23 protein-coding genes are annotated in these 25,074 nt (G+C 46.9%); 10 read left to right on the forward strand and 13 right to left on the reverse strand.

All coding sequences use genetic code 11. The features are described from left to right. Positions 1 to 73: 73 nt before the first annotated feature. A complete protein-coding gene (locus V1U08_RS13640; RefSeq protein WP_330470808.1) occupies positions 74 to 733 on the reverse strand; it encodes a hypothetical protein in 660 nt (219 codons plus the stop codon). Between the two features lie 243 nt (positions 734 to 976). Here V1U08_RS13640 and V1U08_RS13645 point away from each other — a divergent pair, with 243 nt between their 5' ends. Next, positions 977 to 1,249, forward strand: a complete 273-nt coding sequence (locus tag V1U08_RS13645; protein ID WP_014233688.1) for a hypothetical protein — start codon at positions 977 to 979, stop codon at positions 1,247 to 1,249. Positions 1,250 to 1,300: 51 nt separating this feature from the next. Here the strand turns inward: V1U08_RS13645 and V1U08_RS13650 are convergent, their stop codons facing one another. The 6 genes from V1U08_RS13650 to citS form a co-directional block, all read right to left on the reverse strand. After that, positions 1,301 to 1,978, reverse strand: a complete 678-nt coding sequence (locus V1U08_RS13650) for a response regulator (protein WP_014233689.1) — start codon at positions 1,976 to 1,978, stop codon at positions 1,301 to 1,303. Further along, entirely contained in the window at positions 1,965 to 3,620 is a 1,656-nt protein-coding gene (locus V1U08_RS13655; RefSeq protein WP_330470809.1) for a sensor histidine kinase, read from the reverse strand. The genes V1U08_RS13650 and V1U08_RS13655 overlap by 14 nt, the downstream gene beginning before the upstream one ends. A 109-nt stretch (positions 3,621 to 3,729) precedes the next feature. Next, positions 3,730 to 5,031, reverse strand: a complete 1,302-nt coding sequence (locus V1U08_RS13660) for a sodium ion-translocating decarboxylase subunit beta (RefSeq protein ID WP_014233691.1) — start codon at positions 5,029 to 5,031, stop codon at positions 3,730 to 3,732. Positions 5,032 to 5,046: 15 nt separating this feature from the next. Continuing rightward, the gene (gene oadA / locus V1U08_RS13665) at positions 5,047 to 6,858 is read right to left on the reverse strand and encodes a sodium-extruding oxaloacetate decarboxylase subunit alpha (RefSeq protein WP_330470810.1); all 1,812 of its coding nucleotides are present in this window, start codon (positions 6,856 to 6,858) and stop codon (positions 5,047 to 5,049) included. 11 nt (positions 6,859 to 6,869) lie between these two features. Then, positions 6,870 to 7,124 (reverse strand): OadG family protein, encoded by a 255-nt coding sequence (locus V1U08_RS13670; protein ID WP_014233693.1) that lies wholly within the window; start codon positions 7,122 to 7,124, stop codon positions 6,870 to 6,872. Positions 7,125 to 7,191: 67 nt separating this feature from the next. After that, the gene (gene citS, locus V1U08_RS13675) at positions 7,192 to 8,535 is read right to left on the reverse strand and encodes a citrate/sodium symporter CitS (RefSeq protein WP_014233694.1); all 1,344 of its coding nucleotides are present in this window, start codon (positions 8,533 to 8,535) and stop codon (positions 7,192 to 7,194) included. Between the two features lie 273 nt (positions 8,536 to 8,808). Between citS and citC the strand changes: the two genes are divergently transcribed. Genes citC through V1U08_RS13710 form a run of 7 tightly spaced genes read left to right on the forward strand, consistent with a single transcriptional unit; the run spans position 8,809 to position 14,916 of the window. After that, positions 8,809 to 9,861, forward strand: coding sequence for a [citrate (pro-3S)-lyase] ligase (gene citC / locus V1U08_RS13680; RefSeq protein ID WP_014233695.1), 1,053 nt, complete (start codon positions 8,809 to 8,811; stop codon positions 9,859 to 9,861). Between the two features lie 35 nt (positions 9,862 to 9,896). Continuing rightward, complete coding sequence (gene citD / locus V1U08_RS13685; protein WP_014233696.1) at positions 9,897 to 10,193, forward strand: citrate lyase acyl carrier protein; 297 nt, start codon at positions 9,897 to 9,899, stop codon at positions 10,191 to 10,193. Next, positions 10,190 to 11,065 (forward strand): citrate (pro-3S)-lyase subunit beta, encoded by an 876-nt coding sequence (citE, locus tag V1U08_RS13690; protein ID WP_014233697.1) that lies wholly within the window; start codon positions 10,190 to 10,192, stop codon positions 11,063 to 11,065. The genes citD and citE overlap by 4 nt, the downstream gene beginning before the upstream one ends. Before the next feature lie 54 nt (positions 11,066 to 11,119). Beyond that, the gene (gene citF / locus V1U08_RS13695) at positions 11,120 to 12,589 is read left to right on the forward strand and encodes a citrate lyase subunit alpha (protein WP_330470918.1); all 1,470 of its coding nucleotides are present in this window, start codon (positions 11,120 to 11,122) and stop codon (positions 12,587 to 12,589) included. Further along, a complete protein-coding gene (gene citX / locus V1U08_RS13700; protein WP_330470811.1) occupies positions 12,586 to 13,125 on the forward strand; it encodes a citrate lyase holo-[acyl-carrier protein] synthase in 540 nt (179 codons plus the stop codon). The genes citF and citX overlap by 4 nt, the downstream gene beginning before the upstream one ends. Continuing rightward, positions 13,109 to 14,050, forward strand: a complete 942-nt coding sequence (citG, locus tag V1U08_RS13705) for a triphosphoribosyl-dephospho-CoA synthase CitG (RefSeq protein ID WP_330470812.1) — start codon at positions 13,109 to 13,111, stop codon at positions 14,048 to 14,050. Before citX ends, citG begins: the two co-directional genes overlap by 17 nt. 35 nt (positions 14,051 to 14,085) lie before the next feature. Next, the gene (locus V1U08_RS13710; RefSeq protein WP_014233701.1) at positions 14,086 to 14,916 is read left to right on the forward strand and encodes a DUF5718 family protein; all 831 of its coding nucleotides are present in this window, start codon (positions 14,086 to 14,088) and stop codon (positions 14,914 to 14,916) included. 159 nt (positions 14,917 to 15,075) lie between these two features. Here the strand turns inward: V1U08_RS13710 and V1U08_RS13715 are convergent, their stop codons facing one another. Beyond that, entirely contained in the window at positions 15,076 to 15,978 is a 903-nt protein-coding gene (locus tag V1U08_RS13715; protein ID WP_330470813.1) for a LysR family transcriptional regulator, read from the reverse strand. A 145-nt stretch (positions 15,979 to 16,123) separates the two neighbouring features. On the opposite strand from V1U08_RS13715, the gene hutH reads away from it, so the two are divergent. Next, positions 16,124 to 17,617 carry a histidine ammonia-lyase gene (gene hutH, locus V1U08_RS13720; protein WP_329354811.1) on the forward strand — a complete coding sequence of 498 codons (1,494 nt, stop codon included), beginning with the start codon at positions 16,124 to 16,126 and terminating at the stop codon, positions 17,615 to 17,617. A gap of 14 nt (positions 17,618 to 17,631) precedes the next feature. Beyond that, the gene (locus V1U08_RS13725; protein WP_065303309.1) at positions 17,632 to 19,644 is read left to right on the forward strand and encodes a urocanate hydratase; all 2,013 of its coding nucleotides are present in this window, start codon (positions 17,632 to 17,634) and stop codon (positions 19,642 to 19,644) included. An 82-nt stretch (positions 19,645 to 19,726) separates the two neighbouring features. Here V1U08_RS13725 and V1U08_RS13730 read toward each other — a convergent pair whose 3' ends face one another. The 5 genes from V1U08_RS13730 to doeB form a co-directional block, all read right to left on the reverse strand. After that, entirely contained in the window at positions 19,727 to 20,248 is a 522-nt protein-coding gene (locus V1U08_RS13730; protein ID WP_014233705.1) for a DUF2058 domain-containing protein, read from the reverse strand. Positions 20,249 to 20,405: 157 nt separating this feature from the next. Then, entirely contained in the window at positions 20,406 to 21,812 is a 1,407-nt protein-coding gene (locus tag V1U08_RS13735; protein WP_330470814.1) for an aspartate aminotransferase family protein, read from the reverse strand. A gap of 34 nt (positions 21,813 to 21,846) precedes the next feature. After that, positions 21,847 to 23,367: an NAD-dependent succinate-semialdehyde dehydrogenase gene (locus V1U08_RS13740; protein ID WP_330470815.1), complete on the reverse strand. Its 1,521-nt coding sequence runs from the start codon at positions 23,365 to 23,367 to the stop codon at positions 21,847 to 21,849. 152 nt (positions 23,368 to 23,519) lie between these two features. Continuing rightward, positions 23,520 to 23,999, reverse strand: a complete 480-nt coding sequence (locus tag V1U08_RS13745) for an Lrp/AsnC family transcriptional regulator (protein ID WP_014233708.1) — start codon at positions 23,997 to 23,999, stop codon at positions 23,520 to 23,522. 52 nt (positions 24,000 to 24,051) lie between these two features. Then, the gene (doeB, locus tag V1U08_RS13750; RefSeq protein WP_330470816.1) at positions 24,052 to 25,059 is read right to left on the reverse strand and encodes a N(2)-acetyl-L-2,4-diaminobutanoate deacetylase DoeB; all 1,008 of its coding nucleotides are present in this window, start codon (positions 25,057 to 25,059) and stop codon (positions 24,052 to 24,054) included. Positions 25,060 to 25,074: the final 15 nt, after the last annotated feature.

The following is a 25,074-nucleotide window of genomic DNA, read 5'->3' on the forward strand; positions in this document are numbered from 1 at the left end:
CTTGGTTGAATTGATTTTAAGGGGCGTGAGACAGAGTCGCTTGTGAGTCGAATATACTGATTTATTCCACTATTCACTCTACCATTTCTTTTAGTTGACTGAGCTGTGGCTGAGGGGCTTTCCAGCTGAGTTCGAACACGATTTTTTTCAAAACCGCTGCTTGTGTATTTTCGTCATGCAAATTTGCTATGTTTTCCTGTAGGAGGTTTTTGATTTCATAGACTTGATGAAAAGAGGGATACACCTCTTCGGCCAAATCGAGGTAGTTTATTGCATTTGCAAAGTCTTCATTCACTAAAGCGTCAAAAGCTTTTGCCTCATATTCAATTGCCGATTGATATTTCGATTTGTTTTCCTGGACGCTTGTGATAGTTGCGATGCCAATTTTACCTACACTACTTACATTCTCTTCTGTTGAACTCGCGAGGCCGTTAAACAGCTGCTCAGTTTCGGATTCATCGAGAACTAAAGCAATCAGATTAGTGGTAAGAACAACATGCTTTTTATCATCAACCAGTAAATCAGGCATGAGTTTATTAATAAACTCATACCGAGATGTATTCTCTTTGGATTTCTCCAGCTCAAAGGTCTTTTGTTTTAAGTCCGCTTCCACCTTTTTGACATAGGCATCAATTTCTTTCATTTCAGCATTTAGATTGAAATTCATGACGCTAAGAATAATGGTGATGATTGACGAGCATACGCCAATCCAAACCGTAATTTTATCTGACATGATAACTAAGAGCTCGCTAACCAAATTGCTTCAATTATAGTAACGGGGCATGAACGTGAGTGGAAGGATTTTATCAGCCCCTCTGAACAGGCTTTTAGCCTTTAAATAGACGCCAATAACAATTAAAAACTTAAAAACCGAAGAGGGCATTAAGCTCATGCTTTTCTTTGAGCTAAAGCGAAATTTACCCGTGCAGTTTTCGGTTTAATCAGGGCATTCCCAAACAAACAAAATGGTCTGCATATGATTGTAAGTAATGTTTCTGATGAGCTCATTAATGATAAAGCGAAGCAAGAGTGGCTTTCATACTGGCAACACTTTAGTTCTCAACATGATAAATATTGCAGTGAGGTTAATTGCGTTGTTGAACACACTCATGGAGTGTTAGTGAAAGCTCAAAATGACGAACAGCAACTGTACGTCATTCCATTGTGCAAAGCGCACAGTGAAAATCTAGACAGCCCACTCGAGATCGCTGAAGGCACGGAAGTGATCCCTGCCAATCTGACGTTGTAATATTTGGCAACACGCAACGAGCTTTCTGTTACGTGTTGCCACCCGTTTCCATTATCTCTTTTTATAAACGCGTTCTGGACGGCCAACGCGGCCGTGTTGGATGACTGCGTGAACAAAGCCTTTCGCAGTGAGAAATTCAAGGTAGCGACGAGCGGTGGTTTTACTGATGCCCACTTCTTTACCCAAAGTGTCAGCGGTATAAAGTTCTTCACTTTCATCAAAAGCCTCGGTGACCTTATCAAGCGTTAATTCATCAATGCCTTTAGGTAATTGCTGTAGATGCGCGGTTTTCGATTGAAAGTTAAACAACTCGTCAACATGGCGCTGGTTAATACTGTCGTTGGAATTCAATGAGCTGGTGTATTTCAGGTAACGCTCCAGAGAATCAGCTAAACGGTCATACGAGATCGGCTTTAATAGGTAGTCAAACACACCACATCTCACCCCTTCACGTACCGTTTCCATATCATTAGCGGCAGTGATAAATATGACATCAGGTGAGCTTTTTGAGGCCGTTATTTCCTTCAGTAAATCAATGCCTTTGCCATCTGGAAGATAGTTATCCAACAAGACCAGTTTCGGTTTAAGCAATTGAATCATCTTTTTAGCTTCTGCCACGCTTTTGGCGATCCCAATCGGACGAAAGCGTTGTGTTTGCTGCAAATAATACGAGTGAAACTCGGCGATGTTGGTTTCGTCTTCGACGATCAATACGTCATAGGTTTCCATCTTCTGTACTCACGTTAGGAATAAATAAAGAAAAAATTGTTCCGGCTGGTTCTGCGTCATCTACCACAATCGTGCCGCCAGCACGTGTGACAAAGTGGTGAACAAGGTAGAGTCCGATGCCGTGGCCTAGTTGTTCTTTGCTTGTCACCCCTTTTTCAAATAGGGATTCTGCGATTTTAGAAGGAATTCCGGTGCCATTATCCGCCACTTCGACAATCAGTTCATTTTCACCATAATCTGAAAGCAAAATGGTGATTTGTTTATCGCTGTCTGGATTTTTAAGCGTGGCTTCATAGGCATTGTCGAGCAGATTACCGATGATCGCGGCAAGTTCGTCTTCGGTAATTCGCGTTGGGGGATGATGTAGCTGGCAAAATGGGTCGAACTCAAGGGTTAACCCCAACTCATGGGCGCGGGTATACTTACCAAGAAGTAGACCAGCAATGACTTTTGAGTTAAAGGTTCGCGAGATGAAATCAATCAGTTGTTGATGAGTCTCCGTTTCCTGGCGAATCGCTTTTAGCGCCTGGTCATAGGCGCCAATTTGTATCAATCCACTGATAGTGGAAAGTTTGTTCGCATACTCATGACTCAGCACACGCAGATTATCGGTTTGTTGACGAATGTTGTTGAGCTGATAATTGAGCGTGCTCTTGTCGTTACGTGGTCGAAAACTTACCACCCAGCCGACATCATTATCGTTTTCCCAGATGCGAACTCGTGTTGCAACTAAGGTCTCGCCGTTACAGGTGATGACTTCATGTTGACGTTCGTGAATGTCTTGCTCACCATTCATTGTCACGCCGTAGAAAAATTCGCATGGGGTAATAAATTCGTTGGCCATACGTCCGCGAAGATAGTCTAAATGGTGCGCAATCCCAAGAATACGTAGGGCTTCTTGGTTGGCGGACAGAAAGCGCCCTTGTTTATCTATGGCAATAATGCCTTCATACACCGCTTCCAGAACTGAGTTTTGCACTCGAAGAGAGAGCGCAATTTCTTCCGGCTCCATGCCGTACATCTGTTTTTTAACGTGACGAGAAAATGCCCACGCGCCTAAGGTTGAGCAGGCCAAAATGATGAGTAGTGCGAAGAAAAAGGGATAGGAATAGAACAGTAACCAGCTACTGACGGTATCTAATAAGTAACCGATGGATACCACGCCGATAATCTCTCCTTGTAACGAGATCACCGGAGATTTACCCCGAATTGCAACGCCAAGACTACCTTTACGAATCGAGTAATAGTGTTCGCCTTGCTCTAATGCTCGTATGTTATCGCCGCCCTGCATCGGATAGCCGATTTTTTCTGTATCAGGATGAGCAAGACGAATGCCTTGATCATCGCCCACCACAATAAAGTCTGCATCGGAGATTTTCTGCAAGCGAGCAATTTGCTTTACCACTTCGGCGTCATTGTGCTCTGCAATAGCAGCGATTAACTGTGGGTCACTGGCAATTTCTCGTGCTTGAATCACCGCTCGGGTGCTGACTTGATGGGTCAAAGTTTCGGATAAAATGTAGTGAAAGTAGCCACCTATCAAGAGTAACTGAATACTTACGACCACAAACAGTAGTGCCCAAACACGCTGGCGAAAAGTCATGTTTCTGCAGAGATGGTGATGAATGGCTTGATTTGGCATGTGATCTTCGTTGCAGCTTAAGAACAATGACTTTATAAAACGAAATGAGGAAGAGAACTGATCTCGATCTAATGGAGTTAGCATTTGTCAGTCTCTTCCTACAATTTGTCTAGCCGATCACATATTTGATCATTACACCCGCTGCTACGGCTGAGCCGATAACCCCCGCAACGTTAGGACCCATGGCGTGCATCAGCAAAAAGTTTTGCGCATTGGCTTCAAGGCCGATTTTGTTTGATACGCGAGCCGCCATTGGCACGGCAGAAACACCAGCTGACCCAATTAAAGGGTTCACTTGATCCGAGGTAAAACGGTTAAGCAGTTTCGCCATGAGAATGCCCGCCGCTGTGCCGATACAAAATGCCACAATGCCCAAGGCCAAAATGCCGATGGTTTCTGCTTGAAGGAACTTATCAGCCATCAGTTTTGAGCCAACAGAAAGGCCAAGGAAGATCGTCACAATGTTGATTAACGCGTTTTGCGCGGTATCAGAAAGACGTTCGACCACGCCACATTGACGCATCAGGTTACCAAAGCAGAACATACCCAGTAGCGGTGTTGCCGAAGGCAAGAGCATAGCGATAAGTACAAGTAGCAACAGTGGGAAACATACTTTCTCTAACTTGCCGACTTTACGTAGCTGCTGCATGGTAATTTGTCGCTCAGATGGTGTGGTGAGCGCGCGCATGATAGGCGGCTGAATCAACGGTACCAATGCCATATAAGAGTATGCAGCAACGGCAATCGCACCCAGAAGCTCTGGCGCTAGCAAACTAGACACGTAGATAGCGGTTGGGCCATCCGCACCGCCGATAATGCCAACTGCGGCCGCTTGGGCAACGCTGAAGTCCATCAGGCCAAAGCTGCTTAGGGCCAGCGCGCCGAGGACGGTAGCGAAGATACCAAACTGCGCGGCTGCACCGAGTAGTAAGGTTTTAGGGTTGGCGAGCAGGGGACCAAAGTCAGTCATCGCGCCAACGCCCATAAAGATCACCAAAGGACCAGCTCCAGAGGCAATGGCTACGCTGTAAAATAGGTACAACATGCCATCAGAGTATTGATACTCTTCAGCCAGCAAATGGATATTGGTAAGCTGAGTAGGTGTGGCACTTGCAAGCGCTGCTTTGATGTCAGCAGCGGAATCTACAGTCAGATTCAGTGCTGATGCAAAGGCAGACATGACTTCCGGCTTGGCAGCATGCAGTGCGTTTTCAACGGCTGACATTGCAAGCCCGGCATCGGGAAGGTTGGCAAGAATACCACCAAAGCCGATCGGTACTAGCAACAATGGTTCAAACTGTTTGACGATTGCCAGATATAGCAACAGCAAGCCGACAATGATCATAATGGCCTGGCCCCACTCAAGGTGGAACAAACCAAAATCATTGACTAGAGCAAAGACTTTTTCCATGGGACAAATTCCTGTTTATGCGATTTGCAGTAGTGGAGCACCGACATCAACGGCGTCACCTTCAGAGACTTCGATGCTAGCAATTTGACCGGTACGTGGAGCACGGATTTCGGTTTCCATTTTCATTGCTTCAAGGATCAGCAGGACTTGGCCTTCTTCTACGGTATCACCTGGTTTAGCGTGAATTTTCCAAATGTTACCGGTCAGCGGAGCATTCATTGGCTCGGAGTTGGCAGCTGGTGCTGGGACGCTTGGTGCAGGTTGTGCAGCAGTTGGTGCCGGAGCTTGTGCAGCAGCTGGTGCGACTTGGGTGATATCGCCGCCTTCATTGACTTCAACCACATACGTTTGGTTGTTGACGGTAATAGTGTACGTGCTTGGTTGTTGTGTCATTTTACTTTTCTCTGTATTTGCTTGATTAGATTGAGATGCTGATGGCTTTGGCTCAAACGCATCTGGGTTGTTGCGGTTTTCGAGGAATTTCCAGCCTACCTGAGGGAAGAGTGCGATGGTCAATACGTCATCGATTAGGTCGTCGGCAAGCGTGAGGCTTTTCTCTTGAGCCTGAGATTTTACGTCGCTAATCAGGGTATCGAGCTCTGGCGGCAATTGGTCTGCTGGACGGCAGGTTATCGGCTGTTCACCGTCGAGTACGCGAGCTTGTAAAGCCACGTTGACTGGTGCCGGAGTGCGGCCGTATTCACCTTTTAAAACGCCCGCCGTTTCTTTGGTGATGGTTTTGTAACGCTCGCCCATCAATACGTTGATCACCGCTTGAGTGCCGACAATTTGTGAGGTTGGGGTTACCAACGGAATAAAGCCAAGCTCTTCACGTACTTTTGGAATCTCAATCAGCACTTGATCAAGTTTGTCTGCCGCGTTTTGTTGCTTGAGCTGACTTTCCATATTGGTGAGCATGCCACCTGGAACTTGCGCGACGATGATGCGCGAATCTGAGCCTTTTAGCTGACCTTCAAAGGCGGCGTATTTTTTACGCACGTCGCGGAAGTAAGCGGCAATAGATTCCAGCTTTTCAATATTAAGCCCGGTATCAAATGGTGTGTCTTTAAGCGTCGCGACTAACGATTCGGTGGCTGGATGGCCGTAAGTGCCGCTCATTGAAGAGATAGCGGTATCAACGCGGTCAACGCCTGCTTCAATGGCTTTAATAACCGTCATATCTGCAAGGCCAGCAGTAGAGTGGCAATGTAGATGCAGCGGTACATCGACTTGTTTTTTCAGGGTCGAGACCAGCTCTTCGGCTTGGTATGGCGTTAAAATGCCGGCCATATCTTTTAGCGCGATGGAATCGACGCCAATTTCGCTCAGTTGCTGAGCCAGATCAACCCAAGTTTGTAAGTTATGCGCTGGGCTGGTGGTGTAGCACAGTGTGCCTTGGGCATGAGCGTTGTTATTCTTTACTGCGGTGATGGCTTGCTGCATATTGCGCGGGTCGTTCATAGCATCAAAGACACGGAATACATCCATTCCGTTGCTCACCGCGCGTTCGACGAATTTATCCACCACATCGTCAGCATAATGACGATAGCCCAACAGGTTTTGACCACGCAGCAGCATTTGCAGAGGCGTTTTAGGCATGGCTTTTTTCAGTTCGCGCAGGCGTACCCATGGGTCTTCACCAAGAAAGCGAATGCAGCTGTCAAAAGTGGCGCCACCCCAACATTCCAGAGACCAGTAACCGATCTCATCAAGTTGCTGAGCGATAGGAAGCATGTCATCTAAGCAAAGACGAGTTGCGAATAACGATTGATGCGCGTCACGTAAGACAACGTCAGTAATGCCAATGGTTTTTTTTGACTCAGACATGAGGATTCCTTCTACAGCGAGTTTTGTTGAATTCTTTTGTGGTGAATGGCCGCCGCTAACACTGCAACTAACTGATTGTCTTGCTGTGCTGAAGGTGGCGGTGTAACACTTTTTGTTGCCGGTTTTGCTTCAGGTTCTGGGAACCAACGTGCAATCAAGTTGGACATGGCGGTTACGGCGAACACCAAAAAGACGAGAAAAATGAACACAAACCCCATGCCTAACGTCATCAGGTTGAGTCCTTCGGAAAATAGATTTGACTGCATAAGCGCTCCCAAAAATAAGTGGGGGAGCAAAGGTCACCCGTTTGCTCCCAGTGAAATAAAATTGCGATTAACCGCCGAGTACGCCAAACACGACACTGGCAATAATCAGTACCAGACCGCCACCAAGACGTGAGGAGATTTGCGCATAAGAAAGCAAAGACATGCGGTTTGAAGCGGCAAGTACTTCCAGGTCACCAGAACCACCGCGGTTTGCCATACAAAGGCCAGCAGTAATAGATGATTCAATAGGGTAGAAGCCCATCACCCAGCCACCAACAGATGCACCAATAATGGCACCCACAACGATAAGTGAAGCGATAACCACGTTAGTGAAATTCAATGCGTTGATGATTTCGCCAAGGTCGGTATACGCGATACCTACGCCGACCATCAGTACCCAAAGCAGCTGTTTTGAGAAGAATGAAGCGAGACGTTTAGCGCCTTCTTTGATCTCGTCAGAACACACACCACAAGCATTAAGGATGGCAACCAAAATCACCATGTAAGCAAAGGTGTGAATTTTCACATCACCAAAGCCTGGCAAAATTTCTTTCGATAGTGCAGCAGAAAACGTGTATACACAGGCAGCAAGCATGAGGCCAATCGCGATTTCACGCGGGGTGATTTTGGCTTCTTTTTGCTCTTCAACGCTGAAGTTAGACTTACGTAGCAACTCGCCATTACCTGTCAGTGATGGCATTTTTTCACCGATACCATTAAGTACCGCTGCTGCCACAATCGCAACGATGTTGGCAATGGTTAGAATCGCGATAGCAATTGAGTAGTACTGCTCTTTAGAGCCACCAGTAACCGATTCATAGATTTCTGACAGAGGAATTGCGCCTGCACCGTTACCGCCGCCCATGATAGGAAGAACGTATAACATCATGATTTCTTTTACAGAAATTCCGAAGATCAAACCACCCAAAATACCAAGAACTGAAGCGCCAGCTACAGCAGCTAAAATCGTTGGAATGTAGCCGACAAGAGATTTGAGCAAAAGTTTACGGTTTACGGCAAGAATCGAACCCGTAATCAATACGGCAATAAACAAGTCGAGGAAGTCAGTACTCTTCATGACTGCGGTGACTGTTGAGATTTCTTTATCCGTTAATAAGCCTGCATGGACAAACCAAGCGGCGACCAAGAAAATCATGACGGGCGCACCGCCAATATATTTGTTAAAGATTGGTAGACGATTCCCTAATTCACCAAATATGGCTCCAACCACGAACATAAAACCAAAACCACCCACAATATTATCTGGGATAGTGTCAGTTACATGTGCGATCAAAATAACCATGAATAAGATGCTGTAGAGAGGTAATGGTAGTCCAAAAATTCTAACTTGCGATAACATCGCTAAGCTAGAGCTTTGTCCTTCATTTATAATTAAAGTTTTTTCGTTCATCTTAAATATTCCATTGTTGATGTTTCGCTTACCAAGTTATTAAGATTTCCTTACATTAACTGTGAGAGTGATCATTTAATGTTATGGCTTAAAAATACACTTATGAATTTAAAGTTTTTAATTGTTGTGTTTTGTTTAATTTCAATAAGTTAGGTAATAAAAAACATTAAAATCATAAAGATTTTTTAGTCGCAAAAAATAGTCGACTGCGATCATCATTTTCTATCGTCTATTCGCTCAATATTTAATTGTCGAGATAAGGGGATGAATAAGATGTTAGATACTTATACATTATGCAGGGTTAGTGTTAGGAATCAGACAAAGTGGTCTGATATAGCCGCGTTTTTACAACGCTTTAACCTTGGCGTCGACACGGATGTAGAGCGCTTTATTGTTGCGTATTCAGGCGAAGAGATTGTGGCCTGCGGCGGGATTGCCGGGAATATTCTTAAATCAATTGCTATCGTTGAACAACTGCATGGCACTGGGTTTTCATTGAAACTCATGACCGAATTAACCTCTATGGCTTATGAGATGGGAAGATATGAATTATTCCTGTTTACTAAACCACAGAATGTTAAATTATTTCGTCAATCTGGTTTCTTTCCTATTGCAAAAGTAGATGGCAACTTAGTCCTTTTAGAAAATAGTCAATATCGCTTAAGAAACTATTGTCGAAAATTGAAAAAATTAAAAGTTGATGGCAATAAAGTTGGTGGCATTGTTATTAATGCGAACCCATTTACTTTAGGTCATCAATATTTAATTGAGCAAGCGGCAAAAGATTGTGACTGGTTACATATCATTGTCGTTAAAGAAGAAGGAAGTGAATTTTCTTATCACGACAGATTTGAAATGATTAAAAATGGCATCAGCCATGTTCGAAATATCACTGTACATCCAGGTTCGAGCTATATTATTTCAAGAGCGACATTTCCTACGTATTTTATTAAGTCTCAGGGGTTGATTAACTATTGTCATACCGCCATCGACTTACAACTATTTCGTCATTTCATCGCGCCCGCTTTGGGCATTACCCACCGTTACGTGGGCAGTGAACCAGAGTGTGTGGTCACCAGTCATTACAACCAACAAATGAAACATTGGCTAACCACGGACGACTTGAAGTGGCCATCGATTGAAGTAGTTGAATTTGAACGTAAAACTGTACAGCAACAGCCTATATCGGCTTCAACGGTACGTTCGTTACTTAAGCAAGGGCAGCTCAAACAGCTTGCTTCACTGCTGCCACAGACATCCATTGATTACATCCAGAGACATCAACTGTTCGCAGCGGTGCGCTCTGGTGAGTTTGCGGCTGCTTAGCTGCCTAATAAATTAACGTGTTAAAGGTTTATTGAATGAAAATTATACAGCCCGCTTTTGCAGGCACACTGGAGTCCAGTGACTTGCAAGTTCGCATTGCGCCTAACCCAGAAGGCGTAATTGATATTGCGCTAGACAGTTCGGTGCAAAAGCAGTTCGGAGCAGCTATTGAAAGTTTGGTTCGTGAAGTCCTAAGTAGTATGGGCGTGGAATCTGCCCAGCTTGAGATTGAAGATAAAGGTGCCTTGGATTGTGTGATCAAAGCTCGAGTCCAAGCCGCAGTTATGCGCGCAGCCGAGAGTAAACAGATTGAATGGGGAGCACTATCATGAGTCAACTACGTCGCAGCATGCTGTTTGTTCCTGGCGCTAACGCCGCCATGTTGAGCAACACTTTTATCTACAAGCCAGATGCCATCATGTTTGACTTGGAAGATTCTGTCTCTATTCGCGAAAAAGACACCGCAAGAATGTTGGTTTTTCATGCGCTGCAACACCCGTTTTATCAAGATGTTGAGACCGTGGTCCGAGTTAATCCTCTCGACTCTGAGCACGGTCTCAATGACCTCAATGCGGTTATTCGCGGCGGCGCTGACGTGGTTCGTCTACCTAAAACCGACAATGCTGAAGATGTGCTGGAGATGGAACGTCATATCACAGAGATTGAGCGCCAATGTGGTCGTGCAGTAGGCAGTACCAAAATGATGGCAGCGATTGAATCGGCTAACGGTGTAAATAATGCCGTCGATATCGCACATTGTTGTCCGCGTTTGATTGGTATTGCACTTGGTGCTGAAGATTATGTGCGTGACTTGCGTACCCAGCGCTCACCAGAAGGTACTGAGCTTTTGTTTGCCCGTTGCTCAATTCTGCAAGCGGCTCGTTCTGCAGGAATCATGGCGTTTGATACGGTTTACTCTGATGCCAATAACGAGGCTGGTTTCTTACGTGAAGCCGAGCACATCAAACAACTTGGCTTTGATGGTAAGTCGTTGATTAACCCTCGCCAAATCGAAATTATCCATAACGTATTCGCTCCAACGCAGAAAGAAGTGGACTACGCCATTCGCGTGATTGAAGCCGCTAAAGAAGCCGAAGAGCAAGGTCTCGGTGTGGTGTCGCTTAACGGCAAAATGGTCGATAGTCCAATCATTGAGCGCGCGCGCTGGACTCTTCAAAAAGCAGAATCAGGAATCAAACAGTAAGGCAGTATCATGGCAGAATTTGAATTTAATCTAGACCTTCCTCAAGCGTCATCACTGACCGCATTTGGTGGTGCCAACCGTACCACGCCTTATCTGGCTGATGCGAACGCAAAAACGGGTCGAAAAATGAAAACGGACCTTGAGCAAGCGATCCGCGACTCAGGTCTACAAGATGGGATGACCATCTCTTTCCACCACTCATTTCGTGGTGGGGATAAAGTCATCAATATGGTGATGGAAACCATCGCCAATATGGGTTTTAAAAACTTAACGTTAGCGCCAAGTTCACTAACCAGCATTCATTCGCCTATCGTTGAGCACATCCGTAATGGTGTGGTAAGCAAACTTTATACCTCAGGCATTCGCGGTGAACTGGGCGAGGCGATTTCGAACGGTTTATTGAAAGAACCTGTGCATATTCATTCCCACGGAGGCCGTGTTCACCTGGTACAAAGTGGTGAGCTGAATATTGATGTCGCCTTTATCGGTGTCCCTTGTTGTGATGAATTTGGCAACGCTAATGGTATTAATGGTCAATCTCGCTGCGGATCGCTAGGCTATGCCAAAGTGGATGCACAGCATGCAAAACATGTGATCATGCTGACTGAAAGTTTAGCGGCTTATCCCAACCATCCTGCGTCCATCACTCAAGACTATGTGGATGCGGTAGTGGAAGTTGCTGAAGTGGGTGACCCAGCTAAAATTGGCGGCGGTGAAACGCGCCTTACCAGCAACCCTCGTGAACTTCTGATAGCGAAGCGAGCGGCGGATGTCATCGTCAACTCACCTTATTTCAAACAAGGTTTTAACATCCAAACCGGGTCTGGTGGCGCATCGCTAGCCGTTACTCGCTTTTTAGAAAATGAAATGGTGAAACAAGGCATTACAGCAGAGTTTGCCTTAGGTGGCATCACCTCAACTATGGTGGCGATGCACGAAAAAGGCTTAATTAAAAACTTACTGGATGTGCAATGTTTTGATGCTGGTGCGGCGGACTCATTAGCGCGCAACCCAAATCACATTGAGATTTCCGCTAACGAATACGCGAACCCATCCTCAAAAGGTGCGGTAGTCGATCGCTTGGATATTGTGATTCTCAGTGCATTAGAAATCGATACTCAATTTAACGTCAACGTAATCACTGGCTCTGATGGGGTTATTCGCGGAGCCTCTGGCGGTCACTGTGATACCGCAGCAGGCGCAAGTTTAGCGATTGTCGTTGCGCCACTTGTTCGCGGACGAATTCCAACCGTGGTAAATCGCGTGCTCAATACGGTAACGCCTGGTGAATCGGTAGATGTGTTGGTAACCGATCACGGCGTGGCGGTGAATCCAAAACGTGCGGATGTGCGTGAGCAGCTAGAAAGCAAAGGCATTGAAGTGGTCGATATTGAAGCGCTTTGCCAGCGCGCCATGACTTTAACAGGTGAACCGGCGCCGATTGAATTTGAAGAGCAAATCGTGGGTTATGTTCGTTACCGTGATGGCTCTGTGATTGATGTGATTAGGAGAGTAAAACAATGACCTTTGATCGCCAAGCACACGCGGTTGGGCTTGACGAAGTATTGGAGAGCAAAGAGGCTCGAATGAAACGACAACATGAGTGGCTTAGCCGCCACTCATCACCTCTCATCTCCTTTACTGTCAATATTCCCGGCCCATACAAGTTAACCCCTAGTTCACACAAAGTGTTTGAACAAGGGGTAGAGGCGATAAGCCTGGCTTGTAAGCAACACGGCTGTGACATAGCAGCGCGCCAACTGCTGACTAAAAATACTGGCCCAGAAGGGGTGTTTGCAGTGAAAGCAGTCAGCGCATCGGTACTCAAAAAGCTGATGATTAACATTGAGTCTTGTCACCCGCTAGGCAGGCTGATGGACCTCGACGTAATAGGCGAAGACGGCAAAATTATATCGCGCCAGGGGAAACAAATGCCGCGTCGTAAATGCCTCATCTGTGAGCAAGATGCCGTTGTCTGTGGACGCAGTCATCGTCACACACTCTCGGAGCTTACTTCCGTAATCGATGAAATGGTAAGAGAACATGAATACAGCGCTTAATCTTCTTGTGGGGGCCGAGCACTTTTGCAGTACGCTAGTTCAAGCCGACCGCTCAGTACGTGTCGACCTGTTCAAATTGGTATCCGAGTTGGCTTATCACTCGATGTTGGTGGAAGTGCACTTGACGCCAAAGCCTGGGTTAGTTGATTTGCTCGATAATGGCGCCCACAACGATATGGATGTGCGTCTTTTTGAACGCAGCGCTGAAGCCATTAAGCCTTTTATTCATGACTTTTTGATTGCCGGTTTTGAACATCGTCAGTTTATGGCTGACAGCTTACTGTCAGTATTAAGGCCTATTGGTGTCCAGGCGGAGCTGGCGATGTTTAAAGCCACCGAAGGGGTCAACACGCATAAAGGTATGATCTTCAGTCTTGGGCTGATATGCGGTGCCATTGGTTGGTTGAAAGGTAAAGGCTTAACGCTTGACTCGATTCATGTTAGCCAGGTAATCAAACGTAGTTGCGAAACGCTCGTGATTGATGAACTGAAACGTTCAAATCGTACCGCCCAAACCCATGGTGAAACGCTTTATCAGCAATATGGTTTGACTGGCGCTCGCGGAGAAGCGGCATCGGGTTTTGCCACCATTACTCAGTTTAGCCTTCCGGCGTACGAGCAGGCGATCGCCAAAGGAAAAACCACCGAACACGCCTTGTGGCAAACTTTGCTGGTCTTAATGGCGAACAACCAAGACACCAACGTGGTATCTCGCGGTGGCATGCATGGACTGCGTTTCGTGCAAAATGCGGCTTGGCATCTTTTGCAAAAAGGCGGCAGTGACCACCCTCAACTCGAACAAGAGCTTATTGAACTAAATAAGCAGTTTACTGAGCGCCGTCTGAGCCCAGGGGGGAGCGCGGATTTGTTAGCGATGACCTGGCTTTTAGCGCAGTTAAACCAGCTCAATAAATATAGCCGTTAAATCGGCAACAGTGGAAAAATAAGGAATTTACCTTCATGGAAATGTATACAGATGTTCTTGTGCTTGGCATCGCCGGCAATTTCGCGGGTCACCTACAGCAAGCTGGAGAGGCGGCGGATTTTGCCCAGATTGAAGGGGCAGACTTAGCTGTGCCGCAAGCGCTGTTTCCTATTTACGTGCCAGCTGAGAGCAACTCTTTTTTAACCAATTTCCCGCTCAGTCATGATGCGATTCAGTTGCCTCTGGATGTCGATAATTTACAAATTGAACCAGAAGTGGGGCTGTTGTGCGACGTCATCTATGATCAGAATAATCACGTCGTTGATTTACTACCTCAAGCATTTGGTGCTTTTAACGATTGCTCCATTCGCCGTCCTAATGCTAATAAGATCAGTGAGAAAAAGAACTGGGGAACGGCGTCAAAGGGCATTGCCCAAACCATGCTACCGATCAGTGGTTTGACTCGTGGCGGTGATATTGATCAATATCGGATTGCAAGTTTTCACCAGCGCGGCGAAGCGTTTGAACTGTATGGTGAAGATTGCGAAATCTCTGGCTACACCTATTTCTACGACACCTTGCTTAATTGGATTGGTGAGCAGATGAACCAGCAGCAAGACATGGGGCCTAAAGAAAATATCAAGCAGATGATTGCTGAAGCAAACTACCCATCTCAGGTGCTGTTGGCGCTAGGCGCGACGCGTTACACTCCATATGGTGAGTCTAACTTCTTAGAACGTGGTGATGTCAGCATGGTCGTGGTTTATGACCAGCGCAGTTACACGCCGCAGAAAATTCGCCAGTTGGCAGCTGCTAATGATCTTCAGCAGCAGGGTATTTCGGCGGTGGTTCAAACCGTGTTCTAACACTTAAGACATAGTATTAGTAGGGCGGTGCTGGCGTTGGCCAGGGCTGTATTTTGCCTAACATCCGTGTTGTTACGACACGAATGTTAGGCTTTTTTTCGGTAAAGAGGAATACGCATTCCTGCTGATTAAAATCACTTTTCAGGTTACGCCACCTGATTATGTATCAGTCACGTGGCAACGTTTAATCTCTTCAATCAGCGCTTTAGCCAATGGTGAAGCCGAGTTGTTTTTTAACGTGATCAGCATGACCGGAATTTGATAGGTGTACTTTTCCGGCAGGATAGGCTTGAACAACCCCTTGTCGACCCAATTGCTGGCGTAGTGCTCGGGCAGGTAACCGATAAACGCGCCGGATAAAATGAGATGAGCAATTCCCTCATCGTGATAGGCGGTAGCGCTATTTTGGTAATTCAGTGCATCGTTGCGAGTTTCCTTATCTCGCATATAGTTACTGGTGATCACTTCTGCTTGTTGTAAAAGAGTCTTGATTTCAGAAGGCTTACAGTCGAACAGCGGGTGGCCTTTACCGCAATACAAATAGTTGGTTTCATTGTGCAGCGGATAGTAATCCAGTCCCCTTAATTGGTGGCGACTGACGCCGATCCCGACCAGCGAGCGGCCATTGGCTACGGACGTTTCAACTTCGCGTGCTTCACAGACGTTAATGTCGAACTGTAAGTTGTTGCTTCGGCTTTTTAATGACGACACTACCTCTGACACGCGGCAGCGCGGATCGTTGACTAAGGTGTCAATCATGGCAATTGTTGCTCGGCCCGAGAGTTCGTTTTTCGAACTTGCGACGGTCGCGGCAAAAGCTTCACACTGCTGAAGTAACTCCAGCGATGCCTGATAAGTCACATGCCCCGCCTCTGTCACCTCAAAACCGCTTCGGCCACGTTTACACAGCTTAAGTCCAAGACGTAACTCCAAATCAGACAAATGTGAGCTAATGGTTGAACGCCCAATGTTTAGGCGGGATTCTGCAGCTGATAAACCACCGCATTCGACGATAGCGACGAATATCCTCAGCATACGTAAATCGACATCTTGAACCTGCATGGTGTGACCTCTTTTTATGTTGGCTTGTTAGTTCGATAAAATCGGAATGAACTACGAACATTATGCTTTTATAAAACATCCAGAGCAAGCTAGCATAGGTCCATAAGTAACGTGATAGCAAAATATCGTATGTTAGGAGAACAAAATGACGTTTAGATATGGTGTAGACCGACTAAACCTAGATATCGTAAATGGAATTGCTGACGGCAGTATCAAAGCGGAACTGTGTGAAGAAGCGCTGGATAAGATCAATGCAAGTCGTCGTAATGTAGACATCATCGCTGCATCTGATAAGGCGGTGTACGGCATCAATACTGGTTTCGGTCCTCTATGTGATACGCAAATCTCACCTGAAGAAACGCATCTACTACAAAAAAACCTCCTGATTACTCATGCGGTTGGTGTTGGTGAGCCAATTGCTAAACCAATCTCAAAACTGATGCTGATTACTAAGGTGCATGCGTTAAGTCAGGGCTACTCGGGCATTCGCCTAGAAGTGGTTCAGCGTATGTTGGCGTTTATCGAACTAGACCTAATCCCTGTTGTACCGGAGCAAGGCTCAGTTGGCGCATCAGGCGACTTAGCGCCTCTTTCTCACCTGTTTTTACCATTGATTGGTGAAGGTGAATTCTGGCAGGGAGACCGCATTGTTCCTGCAGCGCAAGCACTTCGTGAAAACGGCCTAGAGCCTCTTGAGCTGCATGCTAAAGAAGGTTTGGCACTGATCAACGGCACACAATTTATTCTGTCACATGCGATTACCGCGCTTACAAAAATGCGTTACCTTCTGGATCTAGCTGATTTGGCTGGCGCGATGAGTATCGAGGGCATGCAAGGCAGTGGCTCGCCATTCAGAGAAGAGCTTCACCTGACGCGTGCGTTCGCAGGTAACATTGAAGTGGCAGCGCGTATGCGCCGTTTCTTCGAAGGTTCTGAGAACATGGCTTCACACGCAGATTGTGTTCGCGTGCAAGACCCATATTCACTGCGTTGTATTCCGCAGGTACACGGTGCTTCTCGCAACGCTTTTAACCACTTAAAAGAGCTGGCTGAAATCGAAATGAACTCTGTGACTGATAACCCGATCGTTATCAGTTCTGAAGAAGCAATTTCAGGTGGTAGCTTCCATGGTCAACCTTTGGCGATGGTATTGGATTACGCTTCAATCGCAGCTGCGGAGCTGGGCAATATTGCAGACCGTCGTTGTTACCTGCTTCTTGAGGGCTTGCACGGTCTGCCGCGTCTGTTGACCTCATCTGGTGGTCTTAACTCGGGCATGATGATTCCGCAATACGCGACAGCTGCACTGGTTACTGAAAACAAATCACTCTGTTTCCCACCGTCTGCTGACAGCGTGCCGACCTCAATGGGTCAGGAAGATCACGTTTCTATGGGTAGTATTTCGGGTCGAAAACTGAACCAAATCTTAGGTAATTTGGAAAAGATTTTTGGCATTGAGCTGATGTACGCTGCACAGGCGATAGAGTTCAGACGTCCGCACAAATGTTCAGATCTGATTGAAGAAAACTTCCAGATTATTCGTGAGAAAGTTGCCAAGCTAGAAGAAGACCGCCTGCTTAAGCCTGATATCGATGCGATGATCACACTGGTTAAAACACAAGCATTTAACGTGAACTAAGGGAGACTCACAAAATGGAAACAGTATTAAATTTTCAAGACCAGATTAAGCAAGGTATCCCTAGTACACTGCCGGAAGCAAAGCCTTATCCGGAAGGCGTAAACCGCGCGCCAAAGCGTAAAGACATTCTGAGCCCAGAAGAAAAGCAGCTCGCTATTCGTAATGCCTTGCGTTACTTCCCGAAAGAGTGGCACCAGGAATTGGCAGCGGAGTTTGCTCAAGAGCTGAAAGATTTCGGTCGTATTTACATGTACCGATTCAAGCCAAGCTACAACATGAAAGCGCGCTCTATTTCAGATTATCCAGCCAAGTGTGAGCAGGCAGCGGCCATCATGCTGATGATCGACAACAACTTAGATCCTGCAGTAGCACAGCACCCAGAAGAGCTTATCACTTACGGTGGTAACGGCGCGGTATTCCAGAACTGGGCGCAATATCTGCTGACCATGAAATACCTAAGTGAGATGGAAAGCGACCAGACGTTGCACTTGTACTCTGGTCACCCTATGGGGCTGTTCCCGTCGTCTGAAGAGGCACCGCGCGTTGTTGTGACTAACGGCATGATGATCCCGAACTACTCGAAGCCAGATGACTGGGAAAAATTCAACGCATTAGGCGTGACTCAATACGGTCAGATGACGGCTGGCTCGTTCATGTACATCGGTCCACAAGGTATCGTACATGGCACCACAATCACGGTAATGAACGCGTTCCGTAAGGTTTTGGAAAAAGGTCAAAGCCCACAAGGTAAGATCTTCCTGACTGCTGGTCTTGGCGGTATGAGCGGTGCGCAGCCTAAAGCAGGTAACATCGCAAACTGTATTACTGTGTGTGCAGAAGTGAACCCGAAAGCGGCGATTAAGCGTCACGAACAAGGTTGGGTCGATGAGCTAGTTGATAACATGGACGCACTGGTTGAGCGTGTTCGTCAAGCTCAGGCTAATGAAGAAGTGGTGTCGATTGCCTTTATCGGTAACGTGGTTGATGTATGGGAAGCTTTCTACGAGAAGGAAATCTTCGTACACCTGGGTTCAGACCAGACGTCACTGCACAATCCTTGGTCAGGCGGTTACTACCCGGTTGATATCAGCTACGAAGAGTCTAACCGTCTAATCCGTGAAGAGCCTGAAGTGTTCAAGGTAAAAGTACAAGAAACTCTGAAGCGTCATGCTGATGCAGTAAACAAACACACAGCTCGTGGTACTTACTTCTTTGACTACGGTAATGCCTTCTTGCTTGAAGCTTCTCGCGCTGGTGGCGATGTGATGGCTGAAAACGGCATCGACTTTAAATACCCATCATATGTGCAGGACATTCTTGGTCCTATGTGTTTTGACTACGGTTTTGGTCCATTCCGTTGGGTTTGTACTTCAGGTAAACCAGAAGATCTGGACAGAACCGATGAGATTGCTGCGGAAGTGCTAAGCAAGATCATGGAAGAGTCACCAGAAGAAATTCAGCAGCAGATGCAAGACAACATTACTTGGATCAAAGATGCGAAACAGAACAAACTGGTTGTAGGCTCACAAGCCCGTATTCTTTATGCGGATGCGCAAGGTCGTATGGAAATCGCGAAAGCGTTTAACGATGCGATCAATCGCGGCGAAATCGGTCCTGTGGTTCTTGGTCGTGACCACCACGATGTAAGTGGTACAGATTCACCTTTCCGTGAAACGTCGAACATCTACGATGGCAGCCGCTTTACTGCTGACATGGCGATTCACAACGTAATCGGGGATGGTTTCCGTGGCGCGACTTGGGTTTCTATCCACAACGGCGGCGGTGTAGGCTGGGGTGAAGTGATCAACGGCGGCTTTGGTATGTTGCTTGACGGCAGTGACAGCGCTGAGCGCCGATTGAAGTCTATGCTGTTGTTCGATGTTAACAACGGTATCGCACGTCGTAGCTGGGCACGTAACAAAGAAGCTAATTTTGCGATTCAACGTGAAATGGAAAGAACACCGAAGCTTAAGGTGACGTTAGCGAACCAAGTTGATGACGACATTATCGAAAACTTGTCGTTCTAAGTAACTTGAAAGCAAGATAACAATAGAAAGAAACAAAAAAGGCAGCGAATTTCGCTGCCTTTCGTTTTTAGGTGCTGGTGAATTACCACATCAAATCATCAGGAACGACGAACTCTGCATATGGGTCATCCTCTGCAGGAATGTCGGCTTCAGGTTCTTTTTGATCGATAATCACAGACTCGTCACGCTGCGCAATTTTGTTTGCCACGCCACGAGGGATAACCACATAGCTCTCGCCGACAATCGCAATAGCCAGAATACCTTTGATCAACTGTTCACGAATCAGAGAATCAACGTAGAGTGATTTCACCAAAGTGCCGTCGGTAAAGTTGTATTTGATGTCGCCATCTTTCAAATCAACTTTGTTCATTTCGATCAGTTGATTGATTTGCGCTTTGATTTCTTTACTCAAACGTTCAGCATTCTGTTGTTCGCTCAACGCTTTATCTCGTTCTAACTGCTGGCGTTTGCTCTCTTCAACGGCCGCTTTGACTTCGCGTGCCTGAACGCGGGATTTTTTAGAGCCTTTTTTCGCTTTCTTGAGTTTTTTCTCGTTAACCAAGCCAGCTTTTAGCATTTGTTCTTGAAGGGTTAGTTTTGCCATGTTTAATCCAGTTAATACGCAATTTTGGCTATTTTAACCAGTCCTGATCAGCAATAAAAGAGTGAGGAAGGGAAGTGGGGCGAATATCCTAATAAAATGCCGGCTTTTGAGGTAAAAGCCGGCGTGTCATGCTCAGTATGTTTGACGTTTAAGGTGGTTACTTCGCGTTCCACTGCTTAGAGGTGACGAGGTTATCCATCACTTTGTTAACCGCTCGGTGCGCTTTAGCCACGATAGTGTCGACATCGTTACGACTGGTGATAAGCGCTGGCGCAAAGCCCAGAATGTCACCATGAGGCATAGCCCTTGCGATCAGGCCGACTTCCAGGCAGGCGGCCGAGACTTGCGGACCCACTTTTAAATTGGGATCAAAGTGCGCGCGACGCAGTTTGTCTGGCGAGAATTCCAGTGCATGCAGTAAACCGATACCTCGAGAATCGCCGACGAGCGGATGATCTTGGAAGGTTTCCGTCATACGTTGTTGCAAATAAGCGCCCACATCTGCTGCGTTTTGAACTAAGCCTTCTCGCTCAATGATATCTAAGTTGCAGTTCGCCGCCGCTGCCCCCATTGGATGCCCTGAATAGGTATATCCATGGCCGATTGCGCCCCATAGGTCGGTACCGTTTTCCAGAACATTCCAAACTCGTTCGCCGACAATCACGCCTGAAAGAGGCTGGTATGCCGATGTTAAGCCTTTTGCAACTGTAATAAGGTCTGGCTTCATGTCATAGTGGAGTGAGCCAAAATAAGAGCCCAAACGACCAAAGCCACACACTACTTCATCGGCGATCAACAGAACATCGTATTTATCGAGAACTTTACGGATTGCTTGCCAATAGCCTTGTGGCGGAGGGACGATACCACCAGTTCCAAGCACTGGTTCGGCAATCATTGCTGCGACGGTGTCAGGCCCTTCGGCGAGGATCATGGCTTCAAGTTGCTCCGCGCAGTATTGCGAAAATTCTAACTCTGATAGTGAGTCATCTTCACGGCGGTAATAGTAGGGGGCCATGGTGTGCTTGATGCGTTCCAGTGGCAGATCAAAGTGGGCGTGGAACAGTGGTAAACCAGTCATCGAGCCTGAAGCGATACTTGAACCATGGTAAGCGCGATCTCGGGAGATGATTTTTTTCTTCTCAGGGAGGCCACGGACATTATTGTAGTACCAGACTAATTTGAGCTGGGTTTCATTCGCATCACTACCGGACATGCCATAGTAAACTTTGCTCATTCCGTCCGGTGCCATTTTGATAATGCGGTCTGAGAGTTTAACCAAGGCTTCATTGGTGTGCCCTACATAGGTGTGATAATAAGCCAACTCTTTCGCTTGCTCGTATATCGCTTCCGCCATCTCTGTTCTGCCATAACCAATGTTTACGCAATACAAGCCAGCAAATCCGTCGATAAGCTCAGTGCCTTCTGAGTCGGTGATTCGAATGCCTTGTCCGCTTGATATGATTCTGCCCGGAAGCTCACCAGCCGCGTATTGCTTGAGGTGGGTTGAGGCATGAAAAACACGTTGACGATCGATCTCCAGTAGTTGTTGTGTTTTATTGTTCATAGTCCTTCTCCTGTTTATCTCCAACTTTCTTGTCTCAACAGCCACTCACGCTAGGCAGGTTGCCTAAGCAGCAATATTTAATTTCGCTGAATTCTTCAAAGCCATGATGGCTCCCCTCACGTCCCAATCCTGACTGTTTTACGCCGCCAAATGGGATAGGGTGGCCAGTCATCTTGACGGAATTGACGCTCACCATGCCAAATTCCAAACCACGCATACATCGCCAGATCTGGTGGATGTCATGTCCATAAACGTAGGCGGCGAGGCCATATTCGGTGTCGTTACTCATGTCTATCACGGTGTCTAAATCTTTATAGGGCAGCACGCCAGCGACGGGACAAAAGTTTTCTTCGCGGTAGACGGCCATTTCGGGCATCACATCGGCAAGCAGGGTTGGCGCAAAGAAGTTTTCACCCGGTACTGAGTCGTGATAACCCGCAACCAATCGCGCTCCTTTTTCAAGTGCGTCACGAACGAAATCGTGAGCTTTGTCCACCGCGGCACGATTGATCAGAGGTCCCATATTGGTCTTGTCGTCTAAGCCGTTACCCAACACAATCATGCACATGTGTTTAGCAAAGGCTTCTAAGAACGGCTCGTATTTATCCTGCGGAACGAAAATTCGGTTTGCGGCCAAACAGTCTTGTCCGGCGGTTTGGAATTTAGCCTCTACGGCTGCTTTGGCTGCGGCTTCGACTTCCATATCGGGCAGGACGATAAAAGGTGCGTTCCCACCTAATTCCATACTGCATTTCTTTACCGTTTGTGCCGCGTCACGCAGGAGCAATTTTCCTACTCGTGTTGAGCCGGTGAACGACAGGGCTTTAACTTTATCGGAGTGACACAGCGTCTTAGAGATCATGGCAGCGTCACCGGTGACCACATTAAAAACACCCGCCGGAAACCCGGCTCGATCGGCGAGCTCTGCCAGGGCTAACGATGAAAATGGCGTTTCGCTCGCAGGCTTGATTATCACAGGGCAGCCTATAGCTAATGCGGCTGCGGCTTTTCTCGTCACCATCGCATTAGGGAAATTCCATGGCGTGATTAATGCTGCAACCCCAATAGGCTCGCGAATTGTCGAAAGCTGAGCATTAGGTATATGGCTGGGAATGGTTTCACCGTAGCTGCGGCGTGCTTCTTCTGCAAACCAGCGAATAAAAGACGCGCCGTAGTCAATTTCACCAAGTGCGTCGCCTATGGTTTTGCCTTGCTCCATCACCATTAAACGGGCGAGATCTTGTTTGGATTGCAGTATCAGATCGTGCCAACGCATCAAGACTTCAGCACGTTGCTCTGCCTGCATTTTTCGCCACTGACGAAAGGCACGATCAGCATCATCAATCGTTTGGTAGAGTTGCTGCTGGGAAAGTCGGGTGGTATATCCGATGATGCTGCTGTCGGCAGGATTATGAACGGGATGGAAATGATCGCCACTTGTCCACTTGCCATTAATGTAGGCGAGTCCTCTCACCAAGCGTACGTCTTCCATGATTGCCATCATGTCATGCGACGCTTTGACTTCGTCGCCATGAAAGTTATGAAGTGCTGTCACAAGTCCCTCTCGAACATCGTTATCCATAGTTAAACTGTAATCGAGGAGGGGGTTAAATTATTTCTGATGCGAAAGGCAGAACTGCGAGGTTTTTCTTTATAAAGACAGAAAGTAGCGTTTTTTTCTGCTGAGATCAGATTTCACTTTTCCTTTCAGAACAGAACGTTTTGCTTGATCTCTAAGTTACCAGAATCGCGTTTGATGGTTTTAGTGACGATGTAGGTGAAGTAGCGTTCAATGCCGACTTCTGAATCCAGCCAGTTGTCGATCAGCCTCTGGTATTGGTCGATATCTTCGGATTGAACCTTGAGGATATAATCAACGCCACCGCCTGTGGCGTAGCAATCGGTCACTTCAGGAGTATGCTTTACCAATTGCTCAAAACGTCTGAACGCCTGTGCGTTGTGCTCTTTGAGTGAGACTTCCACCATGACGGACGTTCGTTTAAACAGCACATCGGTATTCACTCTGGCACCATAACCTTCGATGATGCCGGCTTCTTCAAGTTTTTTCACACGTTCCCAGCACGGGCTGACGGACAGGTTAATTTCTTCTGCAAGATGAGATTTGGTGATGCGGCCATTGTCATGCAGAATCTGTAGAATTTTGACGTCGTAGCGATCGAGGCGCATGGTTGGTCTCCTCTTGGTTGGGACGAAATGCTGATGCTGTTTAGCTAGCCGTTTAAGTTAATACTCCGCAATCCTTCGTGATGACGGCGAGCGTGTCACCAATATTCACCATAGCAGGAAAACGGCGTGCAGCGAAAATGCCATCTCTCTCGGCGCGATATTCTACTGGCACTTCGCCAGTTCGTTCTGTTGAATAGATTCTTACAATGACATCACCCTGTTTGATGGCATCACCAAGTTCAAACCGGTATTCCGCTATGCCTCTGTGCTGGCTTTGGACGTAACAGTCTGCATCTGGCATATCGAGTAACTGGGTGGGTTGATTTGGCTTTTCATAATCACCAGAAAGGTTGCCAGCAAAACGCAGGAAATTACGGATACCACGATCGGCATATTGAATGGTTTGTGGCGTGCTGGTGCCGCCTCCTCGAAGCTCTGTTGTCACGAATACTTTGCCCTGAGATTCAACCGCGGTGTCATACAAGCTGGTGGCGTCCATTTCGAGCATAATCATGGTGTAAGGTGCACCAAACATTGTCGCTCCCAATATGCAGGCTTCTTCCTGTTCTGGATTATCTAAGCGATGTGCGGCGGCAAAAGGGACGATGTCTAACGTCTTTCCCCCTGAGTGAATATCCAGAGCGAAATCGCACAATGGCACCAGATAGCGGGTGAAGTAGTCGGCGATTTTCTCTGTGACTGTTCCGGACGGGGTGCCGGGAAAGCTGCGGTTTAAGTTACCTTTATCGATAGGGGAAGTGCGAGAAGCATTCTGGACCGCGGGCAAATTCATCATTGGGACAATAATCACGCGCCCTTGTATCTGCTCAGGCTGTAATGAACTCGCCAGCTTTAACAGGCTGGTGATCCCTTCATATTCGTCGCCATGATTTCCCCCGGTTAAAAGTGATGTTGGACCCGGGCCATTTTTTATCACGGTTATCGGGATCATTATGCTTCCCCATGCGGAATCGTCATGGGAGTAAGGCAGGGTCAGAAAACCATGTTGGGTACCTTCTCGGTCAAAGTCTACGGTGGCTGTGATCGAGCTGTTTTGCATGCAAACTCCTTTTTC

The sequence above is a fragment of the Vibrio sp. YYF0003 genome, assembly GCF_036350715.1.
In the GTDB taxonomy this organism is placed as follows: Bacteria; Pseudomonadota; Gammaproteobacteria; order Enterobacterales; family Vibrionaceae; genus Vibrio; species Vibrio natriegens.

What these genes read in the sequence shown, in the direction of transcription:
- V1U08_RS13640 (WP_330470808.1), bottom strand. Translation starts at nt 733, where the DNA reads ATGTCAGATAAAATTACGGTTTGGATTGGCGTATGCTCGTCAATCATC.
- V1U08_RS13645 (WP_014233688.1), top strand. Translation starts at nt 977, where the DNA reads ATGATTGTAAGTAATGTTTCTGATGAGCTCATTAATGATAAAGCGAAG.
- V1U08_RS13650 (WP_014233689.1), bottom strand. Translation starts at nt 1,978, where the DNA reads ATGGAAACCTATGACGTATTGATCGTCGAAGACGAAACCAACATCGCC.
- V1U08_RS13655 (WP_330470809.1), bottom strand. Translation starts at nt 3,620, where the DNA reads ATGCCAAATCAAGCCATTCATCACCATCTCTGCAGAAACATGACTTTT.
- V1U08_RS13660 (WP_014233691.1), bottom strand. Translation starts at nt 5,031, where the DNA reads ATGGAAAAAGTCTTTGCTCTAGTCAATGATTTTGGTTTGTTCCACCTT.
- oadA (WP_330470810.1), bottom strand. Translation starts at nt 6,858, where the DNA reads ATGTCTGAGTCAAAAAAAACCATTGGCATTACTGACGTTGTCTTACGT.
- V1U08_RS13670 (WP_014233693.1), bottom strand. Translation starts at nt 7,124, where the DNA reads ATGCAGTCAAATCTATTTTCCGAAGGACTCAACCTGATGACGTTAGGC.
- citS (WP_014233694.1), bottom strand. Translation starts at nt 8,535, where the DNA reads ATGAACGAAAAAACTTTAATTATAAATGAAGGACAAAGCTCTAGCTTA.
- citC (WP_014233695.1), top strand. Translation starts at nt 8,809, where the DNA reads ATGTTAGATACTTATACATTATGCAGGGTTAGTGTTAGGAATCAGACA.
- citD (WP_014233696.1), top strand. Translation starts at nt 9,897, where the DNA reads ATGAAAATTATACAGCCCGCTTTTGCAGGCACACTGGAGTCCAGTGAC.
- citE (WP_014233697.1), top strand. Translation starts at nt 10,190, where the DNA reads ATGAGTCAACTACGTCGCAGCATGCTGTTTGTTCCTGGCGCTAACGCC.
- citX (WP_330470811.1), top strand. Translation starts at nt 12,586, where the DNA reads ATGACCTTTGATCGCCAAGCACACGCGGTTGGGCTTGACGAAGTATTG.
- citG (WP_330470812.1), top strand. Translation starts at nt 13,109, where the DNA reads ATGAATACAGCGCTTAATCTTCTTGTGGGGGCCGAGCACTTTTGCAGT.
- V1U08_RS13710 (WP_014233701.1), top strand. Translation starts at nt 14,086, where the DNA reads ATGGAAATGTATACAGATGTTCTTGTGCTTGGCATCGCCGGCAATTTC.
- V1U08_RS13715 (WP_330470813.1), bottom strand. Translation starts at nt 15,978, where the DNA reads ATGCAGGTTCAAGATGTCGATTTACGTATGCTGAGGATATTCGTCGCT.
- hutH (WP_329354811.1), top strand. Translation starts at nt 16,124, where the DNA reads ATGACGTTTAGATATGGTGTAGACCGACTAAACCTAGATATCGTAAAT.
- V1U08_RS13725 (WP_065303309.1), top strand. Translation starts at nt 17,632, where the DNA reads ATGGAAACAGTATTAAATTTTCAAGACCAGATTAAGCAAGGTATCCCT.
- V1U08_RS13730 (WP_014233705.1), bottom strand. Translation starts at nt 20,248, where the DNA reads ATGGCAAAACTAACCCTTCAAGAACAAATGCTAAAAGCTGGCTTGGTT.
- V1U08_RS13735 (WP_330470814.1), bottom strand. Translation starts at nt 21,812, where the DNA reads ATGAACAATAAAACACAACAACTACTGGAGATCGATCGTCAACGTGTT.
- V1U08_RS13745 (WP_014233708.1), bottom strand. Translation starts at nt 23,999, where the DNA reads ATGCGCCTCGATCGCTACGACGTCAAAATTCTACAGATTCTGCATGAC.
- doeB (WP_330470816.1), bottom strand. Translation starts at nt 25,059, where the DNA reads ATGCAAAACAGCTCGATCACAGCCACCGTAGACTTTGACCGAGAAGGT.